General features: G+C 57.3%; 14 protein-coding genes and 2 pseudogenes. 10 read left to right on the top strand and 6 right to left on the bottom strand.

Annotation, left to right across the window (positions count from 1 at the left end; genetic code table 11):
* Positions 1–109: 109 nt before the first annotated feature.
* From leuA to xseA, 3 genes are all read right to left on the bottom strand, one after another.
* Positions 110–1780: a 2-isopropylmalate synthase gene (leuA, locus tag H8S56_RS06015; protein ID WP_187518127.1), complete on the bottom strand. Its 1671-nt coding sequence runs from the start codon at positions 1778–1780 to the stop codon at positions 110–112.
* A 576-nt stretch (positions 1781–2356) separates the two neighbouring features.
* Positions 2357–3181, bottom strand: a complete 825-nt coding sequence (locus H8S56_RS06010) for a peptidoglycan DD-metalloendopeptidase family protein (RefSeq protein ID WP_187518126.1) — start codon at positions 3179–3181, stop codon at positions 2357–2359.
* A gap of 7 nt (positions 3182–3188) precedes the next feature.
* On the bottom strand, positions 3189–4568 hold the full coding sequence (gene xseA, locus H8S56_RS06005) for an exodeoxyribonuclease VII large subunit (protein WP_187518125.1): 1380 nt from the start codon (positions 4566–4568) through the stop codon (positions 3189–3191).
* Positions 4569–4702: 134 nt separating this feature from the next.
* Between xseA and H8S56_RS06000 the strand changes: the two genes are divergently transcribed.
* From H8S56_RS06000 to H8S56_RS05975, 6 genes and pseudogenes are all read left to right on the top strand, one after another.
* A complete protein-coding gene (locus H8S56_RS06000; protein ID WP_187518124.1) occupies positions 4703–5482 on the top strand; it encodes a sulfite exporter TauE/SafE family protein in 780 nt (259 codons plus the stop codon).
* A gap of 75 nt (positions 5483–5557) precedes the next feature.
* Positions 5558–6106 (top strand): sugar ABC transporter ATPase, encoded by a 549-nt coding sequence (locus tag H8S56_RS05995; protein ID WP_187518123.1) that lies wholly within the window; start codon positions 5558–5560, stop codon positions 6104–6106.
* Positions 6107–6200: 94 nt separating this feature from the next.
* Positions 6201–7670 carry an IMP dehydrogenase gene (gene guaB, locus H8S56_RS05990; protein ID WP_024693960.1) on the top strand — a complete coding sequence of 490 codons (1470 nt, stop codon included), beginning with the start codon at positions 6201–6203 and terminating at the stop codon, positions 7668–7670.
* Positions 7671–7775: 105 nt separating this feature from the next.
* A complete protein-coding gene (gene guaA / locus H8S56_RS05985) occupies positions 7776–9353 on the top strand; it encodes a glutamine-hydrolyzing GMP synthase (protein ID WP_024685910.1) in 1578 nt (525 codons plus the stop codon).
* 164 nt (positions 9354–9517) lie between these two features.
* Positions 9518–10127, top strand: a pseudogene (locus tag H8S56_RS05980) (tyrosine-type recombinase/integrase); the annotation flags it as partial.
* An 824-nt stretch (positions 10128–10951) separates the two neighbouring features.
* The gene (locus H8S56_RS05975; RefSeq protein WP_024685912.1) at positions 10952–12574 is read left to right on the top strand and encodes a methyl-accepting chemotaxis protein; all 1623 of its coding nucleotides are present in this window, start codon (positions 10952–10954) and stop codon (positions 12572–12574) included.
* A 388-nt stretch (positions 12575–12962) separates the two neighbouring features.
* On the opposite strand, the gene H8S56_RS05970 is transcribed toward H8S56_RS05975, so the two are convergent.
* A complete protein-coding gene (locus H8S56_RS05970; protein WP_235986750.1) occupies positions 12963–13535 on the bottom strand; it encodes a CHAD domain-containing protein in 573 nt (190 codons plus the stop codon).
* A gap of 282 nt (positions 13536–13817) precedes the next feature.
* Between H8S56_RS05970 and H8S56_RS05965 the strand changes: the two genes are divergently transcribed.
* Positions 13818–14357 (top strand): AAA family ATPase, encoded by a 540-nt coding sequence (locus H8S56_RS05965; protein WP_187518122.1) that lies wholly within the window; start codon positions 13818–13820, stop codon positions 14355–14357.
* Positions 14358–14509: 152 nt separating this feature from the next.
* Positions 14510–14683, top strand: coding sequence for a hypothetical protein (locus tag H8S56_RS05960; protein WP_187518121.1), 174 nt, complete (start codon positions 14510–14512; stop codon positions 14681–14683).
* A gap of 363 nt (positions 14684–15046) precedes the next feature.
* Here the strand turns inward: H8S56_RS05960 and H8S56_RS05955 are convergent, their stop codons facing one another.
* Both H8S56_RS05955 and H8S56_RS05950 read right to left on the bottom strand, forming a co-directional pair.
* The gene (locus H8S56_RS05955; RefSeq protein WP_235986749.1) at positions 15047–15607 is read right to left on the bottom strand and encodes a hypothetical protein; all 561 of its coding nucleotides are present in this window, start codon (positions 15605–15607) and stop codon (positions 15047–15049) included.
* Between the two features lie 24 nt (positions 15608–15631).
* A complete protein-coding gene (locus tag H8S56_RS05950; protein WP_187518120.1) occupies positions 15632–15943 on the bottom strand; it encodes a hypothetical protein in 312 nt (103 codons plus the stop codon).
* 396 nt (positions 15944–16339) lie between these two features.
* Between H8S56_RS05950 and H8S56_RS24835 the strand changes: the two are divergent.
* Positions 16340–17425 (top strand): annotated as a pseudogene (locus H8S56_RS24835) (cache domain-containing protein); the annotation flags it as partial.
* 87 nt (positions 17426–17512) lie between these two features.
* A complete protein-coding gene (locus H8S56_RS24830; RefSeq protein WP_408003782.1) occupies positions 17513–18280 on the top strand; it encodes a methyl-accepting chemotaxis protein in 768 nt (255 codons plus the stop codon).
* Positions 18281–18521: the final 241 nt, after the last annotated feature.

The following is an 18521-nucleotide window of genomic DNA, read 5'->3' as shown; positions in this document are numbered from 1 at the left end:
GGTCATGCGCAGAGTGGAATCGTCCGCAGGGGCGCGGTTAAAGGCGGGAAGGGGATGTTTAAGGTTGGAAATGGGCAGCGGATCGGTGTCCGCTGCCCATGTCATTCACTCAGGCCGCTTTGGCTTGCGCCTGGCTCAGCGAGCGATTCAGCGCACTGAACAACGCACGGAAGCTGGCGGTGGTGATGTTTTCGTCAATACCTACACCGTGCACGGCCTTGTCGCCATTCACTCGCAACTCGATGTACGCCGCTGCCTTGGCTGTGGTGCCGGAACCGATGGCGTGTTCGTTGTAGTCCATGATTTCTACAGCAATAGGCAGGCCCGCCACCAGTGCTTCCAGCGCACCTTTGCCTTTGCCGCGCCAGTGCTGGGTTTCGCCGTCCACATGCACTTCGGCATCAACCGAACTGTTGCTGTTCTCTTCCTGCAACTTGTGGCTGATCAGTGCGTAAGGCGTGTTGGCCTGCAGGTACTCACGGCGCAACAGCGAGTGGATCTGCTCAGCGGTCATTTCAAGGCCCAGACGGTCGGTTTCACCCTGTACCACCTGGCTGAACTCGATCTGCATGCGGCGCGGCAGCGAGATGCCGTATTCCTGTTCCAGCAGATACGTGATGCCGCCTTTACCCGACTGGCTGTTGACGCGAATCACGGCCTCGTAGCTGCGACCGATGTCGGCCGGGTCAATTGGCAGGTAAGGCACTTCCCACAGCTCGCCTTCCTTCTGCTGCGTGAAGCCCTTGCGGATAGCGTCCTGGTGCGAGCCGGAGAACGCGGTATGCACCAGGTCACCGACATAGGGGTGGCGTGGGTGAACCGGAATCTGGTTGCATTCTTCGACGACCTTGCGCACGCCGTCGATGTCCGAAAAGTCCAGCTCAGGGTTGATGCCCTGGGTGTACAGGTTCAAAGCGACGGTGACCAGGTCGACGTTGCCGGTACGCTCGCCGTTACCGAACAGGCAGCCTTCGACACGATCCGCGCCTGCCATCAGGCCCAGTTCAGTGGCGGCGACGCCGGTGCCGCGGTCGTTGTGGGTGTGCAGGCTGATCAGCACGCTGTCACGACGGGTGATGTTACGGCCGAACCATTCGATCTGGTCGGCATAGATGTTCGGTGTGGCGACTTCAACCGTGGCAGGCAGGTTGAGGATGACCTTGTTCTGCGGCGTCGGGTTCCAGACCTCGATCACGGCGTCGCAGACTTCCTTGGCGAACTCCAGCTCGGTTGCGCTGAATGTTTCCGGGGAGTATTCGAACGTCCACTGGGTTTCAGGCTGCTGCGCGGCGTATTTGACGAACAGTTTGGCGGCGTTGACAGCGATATCCTTCACGCCGGCCTTGTCCTGATTGAACACGATGCGGCGGAACGAAGGGCTAGTGGCGTTATACAGGTGGACGATGGCCTTCTTCGCGCCGCGCAGTGATTCGAACGTGCGGGCAATCAGGTCCTCACGTGCCTGGGTCAGCACCTGAATGGTGGTGTCGTCCGGGATATGGCCGTCTTCGATCAGGGTGCGCACGAAGTCGAAGTCAGTCTGCGAGGCTGACGGGAATGAGGCTTCGATTTCCTTCACGCCCACGCTGACCAGTGTCTTCCAGAAACGCAGCTTTTTAACTGCATCCATGGGCTCGATCAGCGACTGGTTACCGTCGCGCAGGTCGGAACTGCACCAGATCGGCGCCGCAGTGATGGTCTTCGAAGGCCAGGTGCGGTCAGGCAAATCGATGGTGGGGAACGCGCGGTACTTGTTCGAGGGATCTTTGAGCATGGTCATGTGAATAGTCCTTTGTACTGAAAGGCCGGAAAGAGGCGGCCAACCGTTGTCGCAAGCTAAGGTCGAGGCACTGCAATCGAGCCTGGCAGTCGGGCACTGACCAGGCTGAGGCACCGATGTTGGCGCAACAGGAATAGGGTTTGAGAGGTTTTCATGAAGGCAACCGTAACCACTGGGGTCAAGGATGGCAAGCACTTGAAAATAATTGGGATAAATTCTTGTTATCTTGATTTTCCAGCTTTTTTATCGCGCGTTCAGTGTGTTTCTATCAGGGTTATTGTTGCCGGGCATTGATGTGCGCAAGATGCCCGTGCGTATTTTCTGAGACCGAGGTCGGTGATGAATGAGAAAGACTGGAGAGGGTGGTAGGCGGCTTGCCGGCGATCTGCCGGGAAACGGCAGCAAGGTCTGCGTATGCGGTGTGACTGATGCCATCAGGAGCCGCTGCGCAGCCCATCGCTGCCGTCGTAACCTCCGAGAGCTCCCACGCCTGCAGGCAGAAACAGATTTCGGCGCGGCCGTTAAGCCGCGCCCCAAAAATCTTAGGCAGGGCGTAGATCGGTTATCTGCACACGCTCAAGGCTGAAACGCGCCGATAAAGATCGCCGGATCCACACGGGCATCATTCAGGCTGACGTTCCAGTGCATGTGCGGACCGGTTGCGCGGCCGGTAGAGCCTACCTTCCCGACCACGCCGCCACGCGGCACGATGTCGCCCTGTTTCACGTCGATCTTCGACATGTGGCAGAACATGCTGATGAAGCCTTGGCCATGGTCGACGAACACGGTATTACCGTTGAAGAAGTAATCGCCGATCAGAATCACCTTGCCCGCAGCAGGCGATTTGATTGGCGTGCCTGCCGGCACGGCGAAATCCAGTCCGGCATGGGGGTTGCGTTCTTCGCCGTTGAAGAAACGACGTACGCCGAACTTGCTGGACAGCGGTCCATTGACGGGCTTGTCGAGAATCAGGTTGCTCGGCGTATCCGGGCTGAAACTGCGGTAGGCGCGAATCTGTTCGGCCAGTTCGCCTTCAATACGCGTGTTGTCTTCAGCGTTCGGATTGACCTGACGCTTGTTCTTGAGCGTGATGCGCTGCTCCGGGTATTTCTTGGTACCCACAGTGAAGCCGAGCGAGCGGCCGCCTGAGGTGATCTGCTGAGCGCCCGGCTTGACGGTCAGCGGGATCCCGACAATTGCCAGCCAGCGCGTGCCTTGCTCCTTGACCACCAACACCGGTTTGCCCTGATAGGTGGCGGTCGGAGCCTGCGCGCCGGTGCCTAGATCAATCACGGCAACGCCGCCGGGCACCGGTTTGTTGAGCGCGCGGGTAATAAAGCTGTCGGCCTGTGCAGGCAGGCACAGCAACAGAGCGAACAGCGGGGCGATAAAACGTAGCATCAGGCAGTCAGTCCAGAAGAGAAAGGGTCACGGGGGTGAGATGGTTGTCCTCGACCCGCACTTGCAGTTCGCCCTCACCCAGCTTTGCGGTCAGGCGTTGACCGGTCCGGGTTTGCGCGGCAGTACGGACCGCATGACCACGTTCGTCGAGCAAAATGCTGTAACCGCGTCCCAGCGTGGCGAGCGGGCTGACGACGTTGAGGGTCTGAACCTGGCTCTGCAGGTGCAGCTTGCGGGTCTTGATCTGTTCTCGGATGGCGCGGGGCAGGCGCTCGGCCAGCCCATCGAGTCGCTGGCGCAGAAACGCCAGCGTGCGCCCTGGATGCTGTGCGGCGAGACGGCTTTCCATATGCGTCAGACGCACCTTTCGTTGGTGCAGGCTGTGTTCGAAAGCACGACGCAGACGCATGTCCAGATCATCCAGGCGTTGAGACTGCTGGCGCAGGCGCTCGCCGGGATGACGCAGGCGACGCGAAATACCCTCAAGGCGCAAGCGTTCGCGCATCATGCGGTCCTGCATGCGGCTGACCAGTCGGCGATGCAGATTGTCGACGCGGCGATGCAGGTCGCTTGAATCAGGCGCCAACAGTTCGGCGGCAGCGGAGGGCGTTGGCGCGCGCACGTCAGCCACGAAGTCGCTGATCGACACATCGGTTTCGTGACCGACCGCACTGACGATAGGCGTTACGCAGGCATCGATTGCGCGGGCCACGGCTTCCTCGTTGAAGCACCACAGGTCTTCCAGCGATCCGCCGCCTCGGGCCAGGATCAGGGCGTCGAAACCCCGGGAGTCGGCCAGCTTGAGCGCGCGGACGATCTGATTGATAGCTTCGCGCCCCTGAACGGCGGTCGGGATCAAGGTCAGCTCGACACGCGGCGCACGACGGCGGAATACACTGATGATGTCGCGAATCACGGCCCCGGTAGGCGAGCTGATGATGCCGATGCGTTGCGGGTGCAAGGGCAGGGCGACCTTGCGCTCGGCACTGAACAGGCCTTCATCGCTGAGCCTGGCCTTCAGTGCATCGAACGCCAGACGCAGCGCACCGTCGCCTGCCGGTTCAACGGTGTCGAGAATAAGTTGATAGTCGCCGCGACCTTCAAACAGCGATACCTTGCCGCGCACCTTGACCTGCAAGCCGTCCTTGAGCGCCTGGCGTACGCGCGCCGCACTTTGGCGAAACAGCGCGCACCGCACCTGGGCACCCGAGTCCTTCAGGGTGAAGTACACATGGCCCGACGCCGGACGCGAGAGGTTGGAGATCTCGCCCTCGACCCAAATGCTGCTGAACACGTCCTCCAGCAACACCCGCGCACGGCCGTTGAGCTGGCTGACAGTAAGGACTTCCCGGTCGAGGCCGAGTCTTGCGAAAGGGTCTTTGATCATGTCGGGCATCATAAAGGCAATGCCGGTTGAGCGCACGGGCTCTGCACTCAGATGGCAAGGTCACGCAGAGCGTAACGGTTGTAAGCCAGCACTTTTGCTACAGTCCCCCTCGGGTCCTCCAGAAAGGAAGCATCGTGGGCGATATCGGATTGTTCGCGGCATTCACGCAACTGGGCTTTACGCCGCTCGACTGGTTGATCATCGAGTTGAGCGTGGCGGCTGCCTATATCGTCTTCGGCATCGCGGGTTTCGGCACGGCACTGGTGGCAGGGCCCATCCTGATCCACTTCATGCCGCTGTCGCGCATCATTCCTTTATTAGTGATGCTGGATTTTCTCGCTGCATTCGGCAATCTGCTGCCGTCCCGCCAGTCGGTGGTCAGATCCGAACTTCTGCGTCTGCTGCCGTGCATGGCCGTGGGTTGCACGTTGGGCGTACTGTTTCTGCTTAACCTCAAGTCCGATCTGCTGCTTCTATTAATGGGCCTGTTTGTCACGGCTTACGCGCTTTACAGCCTGGCAGTCAAAGTGCGACCGACTCAACTCGCAGCAGGTTGGGCGATCCCGATGGGCACTGTGGGCGGGTTGTTCGGTGCGCTGTTTGGCAGCGGCGGCTTTTTATACGCGATCTACCTCAACAGCCGCCTGACCTCAAAAGAGCAGGCACGCGCCACGCAAAGCGCGCTGATCAGTTGCAGCACCGTGGTGCGTCTGAGCCTGTTCCTGATCGCCGGTGTCTTTGCCGAAATCCCGTTGCTGGTACTCGGTGTCTGCCTGTTACCGGCGATGCTGATCGGATCGTTGGTGGGCAGATGGCTGAGCAACAGGCTGTCCCGCGAAGCCTTCGTGCGCCTGGTGACCTGGCTGGTGCTGATCAGCGGCATTGCCTTGATCGGCCGCTATCTGACGGGATGAAAACGATTTGACGCTTGACCTGACATGAGGGCCGATTAAGCTGCGGCCTCACTCAGCGTCAAGCGACACGCCGTCATGAACACCCAAAGCATCATCGTCCCGCAAATCTCGACTTTCCCGGCCCATGAGGCCAGAGCGCGCCTGATCCTGCGCTGGCTGATCAAACTTAACGTGGTCGAGCCAGAACTGACCACCTGTGGGCGCGCCGGGAACAAAATGGCCTATGCCGTGGCACCGGGCGCCAGACGTGTGGTGCAGAACCCGGACGCATTGCCGTTCGGGCACATCATTAACGGTCTGGAAATCGTGACCAAGCGCTGCATCTTCACGCCGCTGAACCATTTCGCCGAAGAAGCCGGCTGCCCTGAATGTCGTCGCGAGATCGGCGAGGCGCTGTTCGACAGCCTCGAAGACTGGATGCCCGGCCACACCGACAACTTCACGTGCCCGGAATGCCGTCACGAAGACGACATCAATGGCTTTCTGTTTCTGGATGCGTGCGGCTTTTCCAACCTGGGATTCATCTTCAATAACTGGCTGGATGCGTCCTTCACCCAGACTTTTCTCGACGACTTCGCCGAGCGTCTGGATCGCCCTGTGTCCTTCGTCAAAGTCCGCTTATAAGTGGCTTTGATAATAGACTGAGGTTTACATTGAGCCGGGCGGGGTGTGTAGGTATAATGGCGCGCTTCCAATTTCCCGCCCGGGAGCCCCCGCGATGCTGCGTATCAGTCAAGAAGCCCTTACATTCGACGACATTCTCCTTGTGCCCGGTTATTCCGAGGTACTGCCCAACGAAGTCAGTCTGAAAACCCGTTTGACCCGTGGCATCGAGCTGAATATTCCTTTGGTCTCCGCTGCAATGGACACTGTCACTGAGGCCCGTCTGGCAATTGCCATGGCCCAGGAAGGCGGTATCGGTATCATCCACAAGAACATGACCATCGAGCAGCAAGCTGCCGAAGTGCGCAAGGTCAAGAAGTTCGAGGCCGGTGTCGTCAAGGACCCGATCACGATCGAGGCCGACGCTACGGTTCGCGACCTGTTCGAACTCACCCGCATGCACAACATTTCCGGCGTACCCGTGCTGCATAATGGCGACCTGGTCGGCATTGTGACGTCCCGCGACGTGCGTTTCGAAAACCGTCTTGATGTTCCTGTCCGCGAAGTGATGACGCCTAAAGAGCGTCTGGTCACTGTTCGCGAAGGCGCTGACAAGAACGAAGTGCGCGAACTGCTGCACAAGCACCGTCTTGAAAAAGTCCTGATCGTCGACGCCAAGTTCGCGCTCAAGGGCATGATGACCGTCAAGGACATCGAAAAAGCCAAGGCGTACCCGCTGGCCAGCAAGGACGACCAGGGTCGTCTGCGGGTCGGCGCAGCCGTCGGCACCGGCAAGGACACCGGCGAGCGCGTCACCGCGCTGGTTGCTGCCGGCGTTGACGTGGTGGTTGTCGACACCGCGCACGGCCACTCCAAAGGCGTGATCGACCGCGTTCGCTGGGTCAAGGAAAACTTCCCGCAAGTGCAGGTCATCGGCGGCAACATCGCCACTGGCGAAGCGGCCAAGGCGCTGGTCGCCGCTGGCGCTGACGCGGTCAAGGTCGGTATCGGCCCTGGCTCGATCTGCACCACCCGTATCGTTGCCGGTGTCGGCGTTCCACAGATCAGCGCCATCGCCAACGTTTCCGCTGCCCTTGAAGGCACGGGCGTTCCGATGATCGCCGACGGCGGCATCCGCTTCTCCGGTGACCTGTCCAAGGCCATCGTGGCGGGCGCTTCCTGCGTGATGATGGGCTCAATGTTCGCCGGTACTGAAGAAGCGCCAGGCGAGATCGAACTGTTCCAGGGCCGCTCCTACAAGGCTTATCGCGGTATGGGTTCGCTGGGCGCCATGTCCCAGGCGCAAGGCTCGTCCGACCGCTACTTTCAGGATTCGTCCGCCGGTGCCGAGAAGCTCGTGCCGGAAGGTATCGAAGGCCGTGTCGCCTACAAAGGCCCGCTGTCTGCCATCATCCATCAGTTGATGGGCGGCCTGCGTTCCTCCATGGGTTACACCGGCAGCGCCGATATCGAACAGATGCGTACCAAGCCTGAATTCGTGCGCATTACCGGTGCCGGCATGGCTGAGTCACACGTTCACGACGTGCAGATCACCAAGGAAGCGCCGAACTATCGCGTTGGTTGATCCGGATTGCATCGGGGTTCGCGCCGCGATGCAATTCAGCAAGTTTCATAGCCGGGGCTGTTGACGCAGCCCCGTGTCGTTTCTGTTTTTTGACGAGATTGAGTCATGGCCCTCGACATTCACGCCCACCGTATCCTGATCCTCGACTTCGGTTCCCAGTACACCCAGCTGATCGCCCGCCGCGTGCGTGAAATCGGCGTGTACTGCGAGCTGCATCCGTTCGACATGGACGACGAAGCGATTCGCGAATTCGCCCCGCGCGGCATCATCCTCGCCGGTGGCCCAGAGTCTGTGCACGAAGCCAACAGTCCTCGCGCGCCGCAAGCCGTGTTCGACCTGAACGTACCGGTCTTCGGCATCTGCTACGGCATGCAGACCATGGCTGAGCAACTGGGCGGCCGCGTTGCCGGTTCCGATCTGCGCGAGTTCGGTTACGCCCGTGTTGATGTCGTCGGCAAGAGCCGCATCCTCGACGGTATCGAAGACCACATCGACGCCGATGGTGTGTTCGGTCTTGACGTGTGGATGAGCCACGGCGACAAGGTCACCGAAATCCCGGACGGTTTCCACGTCCTGGCCAGCACCCCGAGCTGCCCGATTGCCGGCATGGCCGACGACACCCGCGGCTACTACGGCGTGCAATTCCACCCGGAAGTGACCCACACCAAGCAGGGCGGTCGCATCCTGTCGCGCTTCATCCTCGACATCTGCGGCTGCGAAGCCCTGTGGACGCCGTCGCACATCGCTGACGACGCCATCGCCACCATCCGCGCTCAGGTCGGCACCGACAACGTTCTGCTGGGCCTGTCCGGCGGCGTTGACTCTTCCGTGGTTGCTGCCCTGCTGCATAAGGCCATCGGCGACCAGCTGACCTGCGTCTTCGTTGACAACGGCCTGTTGCGCCTGCACGAAGGCGAGCAGGTCATGGCCATGTTCGCCGAGAACATGGGCGTCAAGGTCATCCGCGCCAACGCCGAAGAGCAGTTCCTGAACAACCTGGAAGGCGAGAGCGATCCAGAGAAGAAGCGCAAGATCATCGGCCGCACCTTCATCGACGTGTTCGATGCCGAATCCTGCAAGCTGGACAACATCAAGTACCTGGCGCAAGGCACCATCTACCCGGACGTGATCGAGTCGGCTGGCGCGAAAAGCGGCAAGGCACACGTCATCAAGTCGCACCACAACGTGGGCGGCCTGCCAGAAGAAATGAACCTCAAACTGGTCGAGCCACTGCGCGAACTGTTCAAGGACGAAGTCCGCCGTCTGGGCCTCGAACTCGGCCTGCCGTACGACATGGTCTACCGCCACCCATTCCCGGGCCCAGGCCTGGGCGTGCGCATCCTCGGTGAAGTAAAGAAGGAATACGCCGACCTGCTGCGTCGCGCCGATCACATCTTCATCGAAGAACTGCGCAAAGCCGACTGGTACCACAAAGTCAGCCAGGCCTTCGTCGTGTTCCAGCCGGTCAAATCGGTTGGCGTCGTCGGCGATGGTCGTCGCTACGCATGGGTCGTCGCACTGCGCGCAGTAGAAACCATCGACTTCATGACCGCACGCTGGGCACACCTGCCTTACGAACTGCTGGAAACCGTAAGTGGCCGCATCATCAACGAGATCGAGGGTATTTCCCGCGTGACGTATGACGTGTCGAGCAAGCCGCCTGCGACGATTGAGTGGGAATGATTGGACGTCCGGCATTGACCGGCACGATCTAGCAAGAAATACCCTGGAGCCCGCGTAATTGCGGGCTTTTGGCTTTTTGGGTCTGGCAAACTCTGGCAGCTTTTTGCATTACCAGGCATCGTGTTTTTGAGGCACGGTACGGGACATTGACTGAGCCAAATGCCCTGCTGACTGATACCAGGCTGCGTACCCTCAAACCGAAAGAAAAACTTTACAAGGTGAACGACCGCGGCGGGTTGTACGTGGCCGTCACCGCTGCCGGTTCCATCTCATTTCGCTACAACTAGCCCATCAACGGCCGTCAGGAGACTATTACGTTCGGTCGTTATGGCGTGGGTGGCATCACACTTGCTGAAGCCAGAGAGCGCCTGGGCGAGGCTAAAAAGATGGTTTCGGCTGGCAAGTCACCTGCCAAAGAGAAAGCCCGTGCCAAGGCACGCACCAAAGGGGCAGAGACGTTTGATGCGTGGGCTGAGAAATGGCTGCATGGGTATCAGATTGCTGACTCGACGCGTGAGATGCGCCGATCGGTTTACGAGCGCGAGCTAAAGCCGCACTTCGGTAATCAGAAACTGGTGGAAATCAATCATGAGGATCTGCGAACGCGGACAGATGCAATTGTGGAGCGTGGAGCTCCAGCCACGGCCGTGCACTCCCGCGAGATTGTGATGCAGGTGTTCCTATGGGCTATTGAGCGTGGCCAGAAGGTCGAGAACCCGGCTGATTTGGTACTTCCTGCAAGTATCGCTAAATTTTGGGCCACGTGACCGCGCTTGAGGGCCTGACGAAATTGCGTTGATGAAAGATAATCAAACAACGATTCCCACTTATGGACGGTTAGCCCTGTTTTACGCATGTGCATTCGGAGCCTTAATCCTCCATTTCATAAAGTCGCACACCGCAATTGAATCGGCGCGATTAACATTCAATACAGTGAATGGTGACCTTGCTCAGGTTGTCAAAGACATGATCGCGATCTCTGATTTTTTTAGCGCTTTAAAAGATTAGCTGGATGGGGAGAACTTTAATATTCGCGAGTTTAAAAACATTGGAAGCGTTGCGGTTTACTCCTAAAGTAATCTAGATATACCCGAGTCGCGAGCCGGAAAAGTGACAGCTCAATTTTTCGTAGAGTGTGCGCTTTCTATCAGGCAAATCACGAACAGCAGTGGCCGGTTGACAGGTCTTGTGCTGGACACCGAGTTCCCAGATAAGGCAGCGTGTGCTCAGTCACAGTGTTGTCACTGCCATTCGAAGCTGACCGCTGGCACCTTTTATATCGATGACCAACAAGGTGATAAATTTATTAGCCTAACTTTCCGCTTCTGGCTGGTTTCTGCCTGTCGCCAAACGGCAGGAATCGGCCAAAAGTTGTCATTCATCTGATCTCCAAACCAACGGAAATGATAGGGAGGACGATAACCGAGAATTTACAAGGCACCAGCGGTCTGACTCCCCTCAAGAACCGCTCTGGCACGCCGATGATTCAAGTGATAGTTTGCGCGGCTCCGGCCACGAACCGTAACCGCAGACAGGGATGTCTGGACGTCTTTCACGCCTAACCAGGCGTACTTCATTCCTGTCATGAGTATCATCCGATGCTGCAAAAATCCCTGAGAACTCAAATCCTTGCGCTGCTGAGCGGCAGCCTGTTGGCGATGTTGCTGATTGCTTTAGCATGCTTTCATTTCCTGTCCAACGGTGTGCAAAACTACGCCAACTTAATCGAAGGTCCGCTGCACACTTCGCAATTGATCGACGAGGCCAACCTGCAATTCAAGGTGCAGGTTCAGGAATGGAAAAACGTATTACTACGGGGCAAGCAGCCGGCAGACCGGGATAAATATTGGAAGCAATTCGAAGACCGTCAACGTGACGTACAGGGGATCCTTGGCGAACTGGCTAACCAGAAAGGACTGGACGGCCAACTCAAGACCCGCATCGAACGCCTGCGTGAAGAACACCGTCAGTTGGGCAGCGCTTACCAGAAAGGTCGCGATGCCTATATCGCCGCGGGTGCAGACCCCACTGCAGGCGACGCCGCTGTCAAAGGAGTTGACCGTACCACCAGCGATCAGATGAGCGAACTTGTTGGTGAACTGCGCAAGCAGGGCACCGAGCAATCTACACTGATCAGCGCCGCTGCCAATCGCACGGTGATGCTGGGGATTATCGTGATGCTCGCCTCGGGTCTGTTGATCGGCCTGTTGAGTCTTTGGCTGATCAACCGCAACTTGGTTGACCCCATCCGCAAGCTGATCGACTACGTGGCGCAACTGAGCCAAGGGAAATTTGCCGAACGTGTGGCCAGCAGCCGCGAAGACGAGTTGGGCAAACTAGCCATGGCCGCCAACACTTTGCGCGACTTTCTCGCCGAAACCTTCAACCGCTTGCAGCGCAGCGCCAAGGATCTGGACAGCGCAAGTGGCGAGTTAAACGCCATCGCCGGTCTCATGGCCAGCGGCACTAACGAGCAGTTCAACCGTACCGATCAGGTGGCTACGGCGATGAACGAAATGTCCGCCACCGCCCAGGAAGTGGCTCGTCACGCAGCCGATGCCGCACGCGCCGCCGATGATGCCGACCAATCCGCGCAGCAGGGCGAAAAAGTCATGCGGGGCACCATTCACACCATCACCCAAATGCGTGGCGAGATCGCCAACACAGCCACGGTCATCCGTCGCCTGGAAACCGACAGTGGCCGCATAGGCAAGGTGCTGGAAGTGATTCGCGGTATCGCCGAGCAGACTAATTTGCTGGCGCTTAACGCGGCGATCGAAGCGGCCCGTGCCGGTGAAGCCGGACGTGGTTTTGCGGTCGTGGCCGACGAAGTGCGAAACCTGGCCCAGCGTACGGCGACGTCGATCATCGAAATCAACCAGATCATCCAAACGGTGCAAACGGGCGCGGTGGACGCGGCTCAGGCCATTGAAAGTGGCCAGTCGCGCAGTGAAGAAAGTGTCGCGCAAGTGAATGAGGCCGGAGCGATGCTGGAGCGCATCACCCATGCTGTGGAAGCCATTCGCGATATGAACCGCCAAATTGCCACCGCTGCCGAAGAGCAAACCTCGGTGGCGGAAGACATCTCGCGCAACCTCACCGAAATCACCACGATTGCCACTACCAACCTGGACAACATGCAGCGCACCGAAGCGGCAAGCCGGAACCTTCACGGGTTATCAGGGCAGTTGAATGAAGTGACGGCACGTCTGAGTGCTTAGCCGGACCGTTAGTGGTTAGATCGGCTTCAGGCTGAGCTGCCATGTTGGAAGACCGAGCCCCGTATTTAGTCATAGCCCTATACGGGGCAAATGCTCTGACCAAAGATTCTCAGCATTTGTGTAACCTTCCGACGGTGATACTTAATCTACTAAACGTATGCTTTTTTTGGTGCCACTTGGGGCAGTTTTTTTGCCAGGTAATTGTGGCAGCAACTGCGCCAGGTCCAATAATTGGGTCTCCGCTTTTTCAAGCGCTGTAACTGCGTAGCGCTGCCAAACCTTTTCAAGTGGCCGCAGGTCAGATTCAGTCAAGGCTTTCTGGCGCCATTGAAAATAGTCATGCCAGGCACCCAAAGCCGATTGAAGGGCCTTCAGAGAACTTGCTGCTTTACGAGAGAGCGGTGACAGTTTGGGAAACGCCTCTGTTGAGATAGCGAGTCCTCTTTACCAGAATGCGCAACTCGTGGCGATCAAGTCCAGTGTCGTCCACCGCAGCACGCAAACGGTCAATCTGCTTTTTAAGCGATTTTTCAATGTGGTGCTGTAGGTGTTTTAAGCCGCCTTTAACTTCGACTGATCGGAAGGCAAAAGGCAATTCATCCAATTCAGTAAATAGGTTCTTGAGGGCTGGGCTCTTCAATAGATTGGAGTGGCCGGTTGCCAAGCGTGCTTTTCTGAGTTGAGCCTGATCAAGAAATCCCCTTTCCTCCAATTCCTCAATCGTTACCTCACGATCGCGAGCGGGTGTGGTCAGCCTCCCCACGTCCGCTGCAGCATTATTCAGCGCCACGACTTCGCTCAGAGAGCGCATCGGCCGGAGCAAGCTTCGGATGCGCCTCACGGCTATCCTAAGGTCGTGCAACGCCTCGCTATCAGTGCCTGCTTCCAATCGAGCACGCAAGTGATACAGCGCAATCCGTAGAGACAATATTTCAGCGACAAACTTGTCTACGAATGACATTCGGTCATCGCTTTGAAACGGTATGGTCACGAGCATAGCAGAAGTGTGGACCGTCAATTTCTGACTGAACTCCGAAGAAATTACGCGCATCCACCAGGGAAAAGTCACCAATCACAAGCGGATGTGGGAATAGCTTCTTTGGGTCGTTTCCTGCTCCTCACGAGAGGCAGCAATCGGCCAGAAGCTGCCTGTCATGCTGACCGCTTGTTGTTGACCGAGATAGGCATTGACGTAAAATCGCCACCCCCAAAAAATCAGCTTGCATAGCGAGAAGGAGCTTCGATGCAACGTGTGATGATTGTTGGTCAACCTGGGTCAGGCAAAAGCACTTTGGCGCGTGAGCTTGGTCAGCGCACGGGTTTGCCGGTCGTTCATATCGACACTATTCACTGGCAGCCAGGGTGGATCGAACGAAGTCGGGACGAGAAGACACAGCTTTGTCTCGATGTAGAGGCCCGAGATTGTTGGATATTCGAAGGTGGCCATTCAGCCACTTGGGACAACCGGCTGGCCCGTGCAGATCTTTTGATATGGATTGATCGTTCGGCGCCGCTCCGATTCTTGCGCGTACTGCGCAGAACCCTGCTCCAACGCGGTCAGTCTCGGCCTGACTTGCCGGAGAGCTGCCCCGAACTGCTGATGAACCTACCGGAGTTTTTTAGATTTATGTGGCGGACGAAAAAATCAGCGCGAGAAAAGATGCAACAACTTGTTGCAACAGCACCATTAGCTTGCCGCGTGGTTATTCTGCGCTCTAATCGGGATACCTGCATTTTTCTCGCGAGCATTGGAAATTCGACTGTCCAGACTCCGCTAGATTGATCGACGGTTGCCTGATTCAATGCGGAACTGCCGTTTACGAGTGGCTGCTATTGGTCGGTTTCTGAAGCGGTACTGCCAGGAACGGACGGATTTTTAGTGGCCTGAGCAGGCTATTCTTAAGGCTGAGGGTATCCATGAACTAGGGGTGATTGATGAAAGACCGTAGTCACGACGAGGCAATGGCCGAGCTTTTCCAGGCCGATCCGTCTTATGCGGGGGAGCTGCTGGCGGAGGTTGTTCAGGATGGTAGCGCGGATGAGTTGGCCACTTTGGAGAGGCAGCTATCGGTAGCGTTTGCCGCGAGAGAAGTTAATTCGACTTCTTGAATTTACTGTGCATGGTATTTCTCACGGCATTTAGATTTTTTTGTATTAAACCCTTGTTTTATATGTGTTTTAAGTCTCTATTGATAATGGAGTTAGAGTAAAGATGGATCATAACTATTTGATTTTATTTAAAAAATAAAATTGAATAGTTGTGTTTGATACGTCATTGATGGCGTTTTTAATGGCGCACATCGTACGTATGTGAGAAAGCTCTACTGATACCATGTCCCGGATAAGGAATACCAACATGGTATCGAGAACGCTTGGTAGCGTAGATGCCAGCAGTAACTGTTCGCCAGTCTCCAATAGGGCGTGTTTTTTGAAAAAAATCACGCGCAGCCCTCAGCCCGTGCTGATTTCGGGCTAGAAGTTATCAATCGCGTTACACATCGCCACCTTGTCATCAGGCTTCGGCGCGACAACTACCCATTGCATACCGTCAGTTGACAGCTCATCCAGCTGGAATGAACAGTCTGCCGACATAGACGCCTGCACCATGTAATCCACCCCAGGCCGAGGTACGAAGGTCATGGTCTTGGCACACTGCCGCGAATATTGCAGGCGTCCCAGGTAATGGAGTGCGATCGGCCTGTTCGCCGGCACTACCAGCTCTGACGAGACCGCACCTGTCAACGAGTAGATCGGTCCGGGAATGCCGAGGTTTTCGCCGTTATGGTCGGGGAAGCCGGATTTCGCCGACGCCATTACCCCGGCACCAGGCACGTTCCAGTCGATGCAGTCGCGCCCCGGTACGGCGCGCACCAGGCCGTCAGTGAGCAGGCGGATACGGGCAGTCTCGCCGCCCTTAGGGGGCACGTAGCCGGTGGACAGCGAACGCACGTTCGCCACTTGGCCGCAGCCGCCGAGCGCTGCTACCGCCAACACCCATGCAATGCCGTACATTCCGTTGCGTAGATCGTTCATTCCCTGCTTTCTCTTTCTGATGGGTTACCGACGGCCTTCGCACACCGGCGATTCGCCGATGCGGCCTTCCTTGCACAGGTCAATATTATCTGTGCGCTTGAAACCGGAGTCTTTCATGCAATAAAACTGCGTGAGTACCTCGTCAATAGGCGTCGTGTCCCCCGTTCCTGTAAGGTTGATATAGCCGCATGCCTTCATCGCGCTCTTGACACCCTCTTGCGAGACCCCGCTTTTTTTCCAATTGGTAAATTCCGGCGGCGGCGGTTGAAAGCCCCTACCTGTGCAGCCGATCAATAATAACGCGCAAAAACTCGACAGCAGGTTCCTGGTAAACATGGCGTCTTCTCTGATGGTATGACTCGGAAAGCATATGATACGCCGTCGTCTGACTCTTTCTAGAAAGGCCTGCACACGCCCTGGTCGTTATTCACTGTTTATCGCCGCCGAACGCTTTCAGGCACTCCTGCAGGCAAACGCTGCCGTCCGGGCTTTACTGGTAGTGCGTCTTTATTGATTACTGTCCGGGCAGAGGCAGAGGGCGGAATGCTGTCGTTTGTCCTCGTGATCATTTGAGGGCAGCGACATCTGCAGGGCTCACAGCCACTAAACGGCATTCGAGTAGGTGACGGTAAAGATTGCGCGACGCAGGCCGATATCGCTGTTGCCGCGACTCGCGTCCAGCAGATTTGCTTCGGGTGCGTGATCTCACTTATTCAGGGAGTGATCTGCAGAATGAAAATAAAAAACAAGCTCGTACTGGCTTTTGTACTCGTCGCGTTCATCCCCGTAAGTCTGGTGGCCGTGATCTCTGTGCTCAATACCCGGTCCGAAGCGGTCAACCAGTTCATGGATGGCAGCACCCGAGAAATACGCCAGATCGACGGTAACATCCGGCGATTTTTTGATGGTACGCAGCAAAACGTTGATCAAATGGCCACAGACCCTTTCTATACATCGGTTGCCAGCCTCAAGCACTACGAGGCTGCCGATGCAGCCAGCCAGCCGCTGCCTGCGGCAGCCCGGCAAGTCATAGATGCGTTTGCGCGATATGGCGCGACGCATCCTGCAGCGGCAATCCTGTCCATTGGCCTGGAAGACGGTAGTTATGCGAAATGGCCGGATGACCCGCAGTTGTCGAAATACGACCCGCGTACGCGCCCGTGGTACAAGGCCGCCATGGCCAGCCCCGGTAAAGCTGTAAGGACCGCGGCGTATTACTACGAAAAGGATGCGGTCGCACTGGTCGGTAGCGCAAGGGCCATGCTCGATGAAGCAGGCAAGGCCAAGGGCGTGTTTGTGGTGAGCGTATCGCTGACCAACCTCACCGAACTGGTCAAAAGTATCAAGCTCGGTGAAAGCGGCTATGTGATGCTCATCGAAGACGGCACAGTGCTGGTCGATCCGCGTGATGCCGGACACAGCTTCAAGCAGCTCAAGGATCTGGGTGAGCCTTACGCCAAACTGGCCGCCACTGCGCAAGGTTCCACCGAAGTGGAAATCAACGGCGTCCGGTACATGGCAAACGTATGGACATCGCCGGGGCTGGGCTGGCGTTACGTGGGATTGATTGAGTACAGCGAAGTTATGGCCGAGGCCACACGTATGACCTACCTGACGGTCGCGATCGTCGTGGTGCTGGTGCTGCTTTTCGCACTGCTGGCGGCGGCTTTCGCCAAGGTCATCGTCAAGCCCATCGGCCAGGTCAGCACCGGGCTGCAGTCGATTGCTGAGGGTGAGGGCGACCTGCGCCGTGATCTTGATGTGCAGGGCAAAGACGAAACCGCCGAGCTGGCAGGCTGGTTCAACAAGTTTCTCGCTGCAATACGCCAGTTGATCCAGAGCATCGGCGCGGCATCGACCAACCTGCAGGATGCTTCGCGTGTGAACAGCGAAGTGGCCACTAACATGAACCAGGCGGCTGGACGCCAGCGTGAGGCGGTGGAGTTGGTGTCCACGGCGTTCAATGAAATGGTAGCCACTGCCAACGAAGTGGCGCGCTCGTGCAGCGCTGCGGCCAATTCCGCCGATAGTGGCCATCATCGTGTCGCCGAAGGCAAAGAGCAGATTGAGTTGACCACCGACAACGTTAATCGCTTGGGGCGTCGCCTTACCGAGTCTTCGCAGGCCATGGTGGAGCTGGAGGAGGGTAGTCGCAGTATCAACCAGATTCTGGGCACTATCCGCGCCATCGCCGAGCAGACAAACTTGCTGGCATTGAACGCGGCAATCGAAGCAGCACGGGCCGGTGACCAGGGGCGAGGGTTTGCGGTGGTCGCTGATGAAGTCCGCGCGCTAGCCAAGCGTACCTCGGATTCCACTGGGGAAATCGATCAGTTGCTCAGCGCGCTCGGTAGTAAGACTCAGGAAGTGTCGCAGAAGATGGAAAGTTGCCTTGAGCTGTCACGCGCCAGCGTGTCCTCCATTGGAAGCGCACGTGAAAGCTTTGAAGGCATACAACTGTCGGTGAATGAAATCAGGGATCAGAACCTGCAGATATCCGCCGCGGCCGAAGAGCAACATAGCGTAGCCGAAGAAATCAACAGGCATATCCAACAGATCTACGACGAGGCGCAACTGGTCGAGAGCCTCGCCAGTTCTGCGCAGGAAGACTCGGGTCGGCTTTCGCATCTGTCGAATGAGCTGAACGGGCTGGTAGGGCGCTTCAAGTCGTAACACGTGAGGGCGGGGAGGCATGATATGTTCAACGCAAATCATTCCTCCCTGGACTCGGTGAATGGATAACCTCACGCTGTGGCGCATTGCTGGGCATTTAATTTTTTGCGATAGATAGATTGTTGAAATTGATAAATGTTTATCGGTTATCAGCAATGGGGTGGAAATGATTGGACGTCTGGTATTGTCCGGCACCCACTTGCAATGAATGCACAACGGCCCGCGTTTTGCGGGCTTTTGG

The sequence above is a fragment of the Pseudomonas triticifolii genome, assembly GCF_014358015.1.
In the GTDB taxonomy this organism is placed as follows: domain Bacteria; phylum Pseudomonadota; class Gammaproteobacteria; order Pseudomonadales; family Pseudomonadaceae; genus Aquipseudomonas; species Aquipseudomonas triticifolii.
The sequence above is the reverse complement of the archived record's forward strand: the minus strand, read 5'-3'. Positions and strand labels throughout refer to the sequence as shown.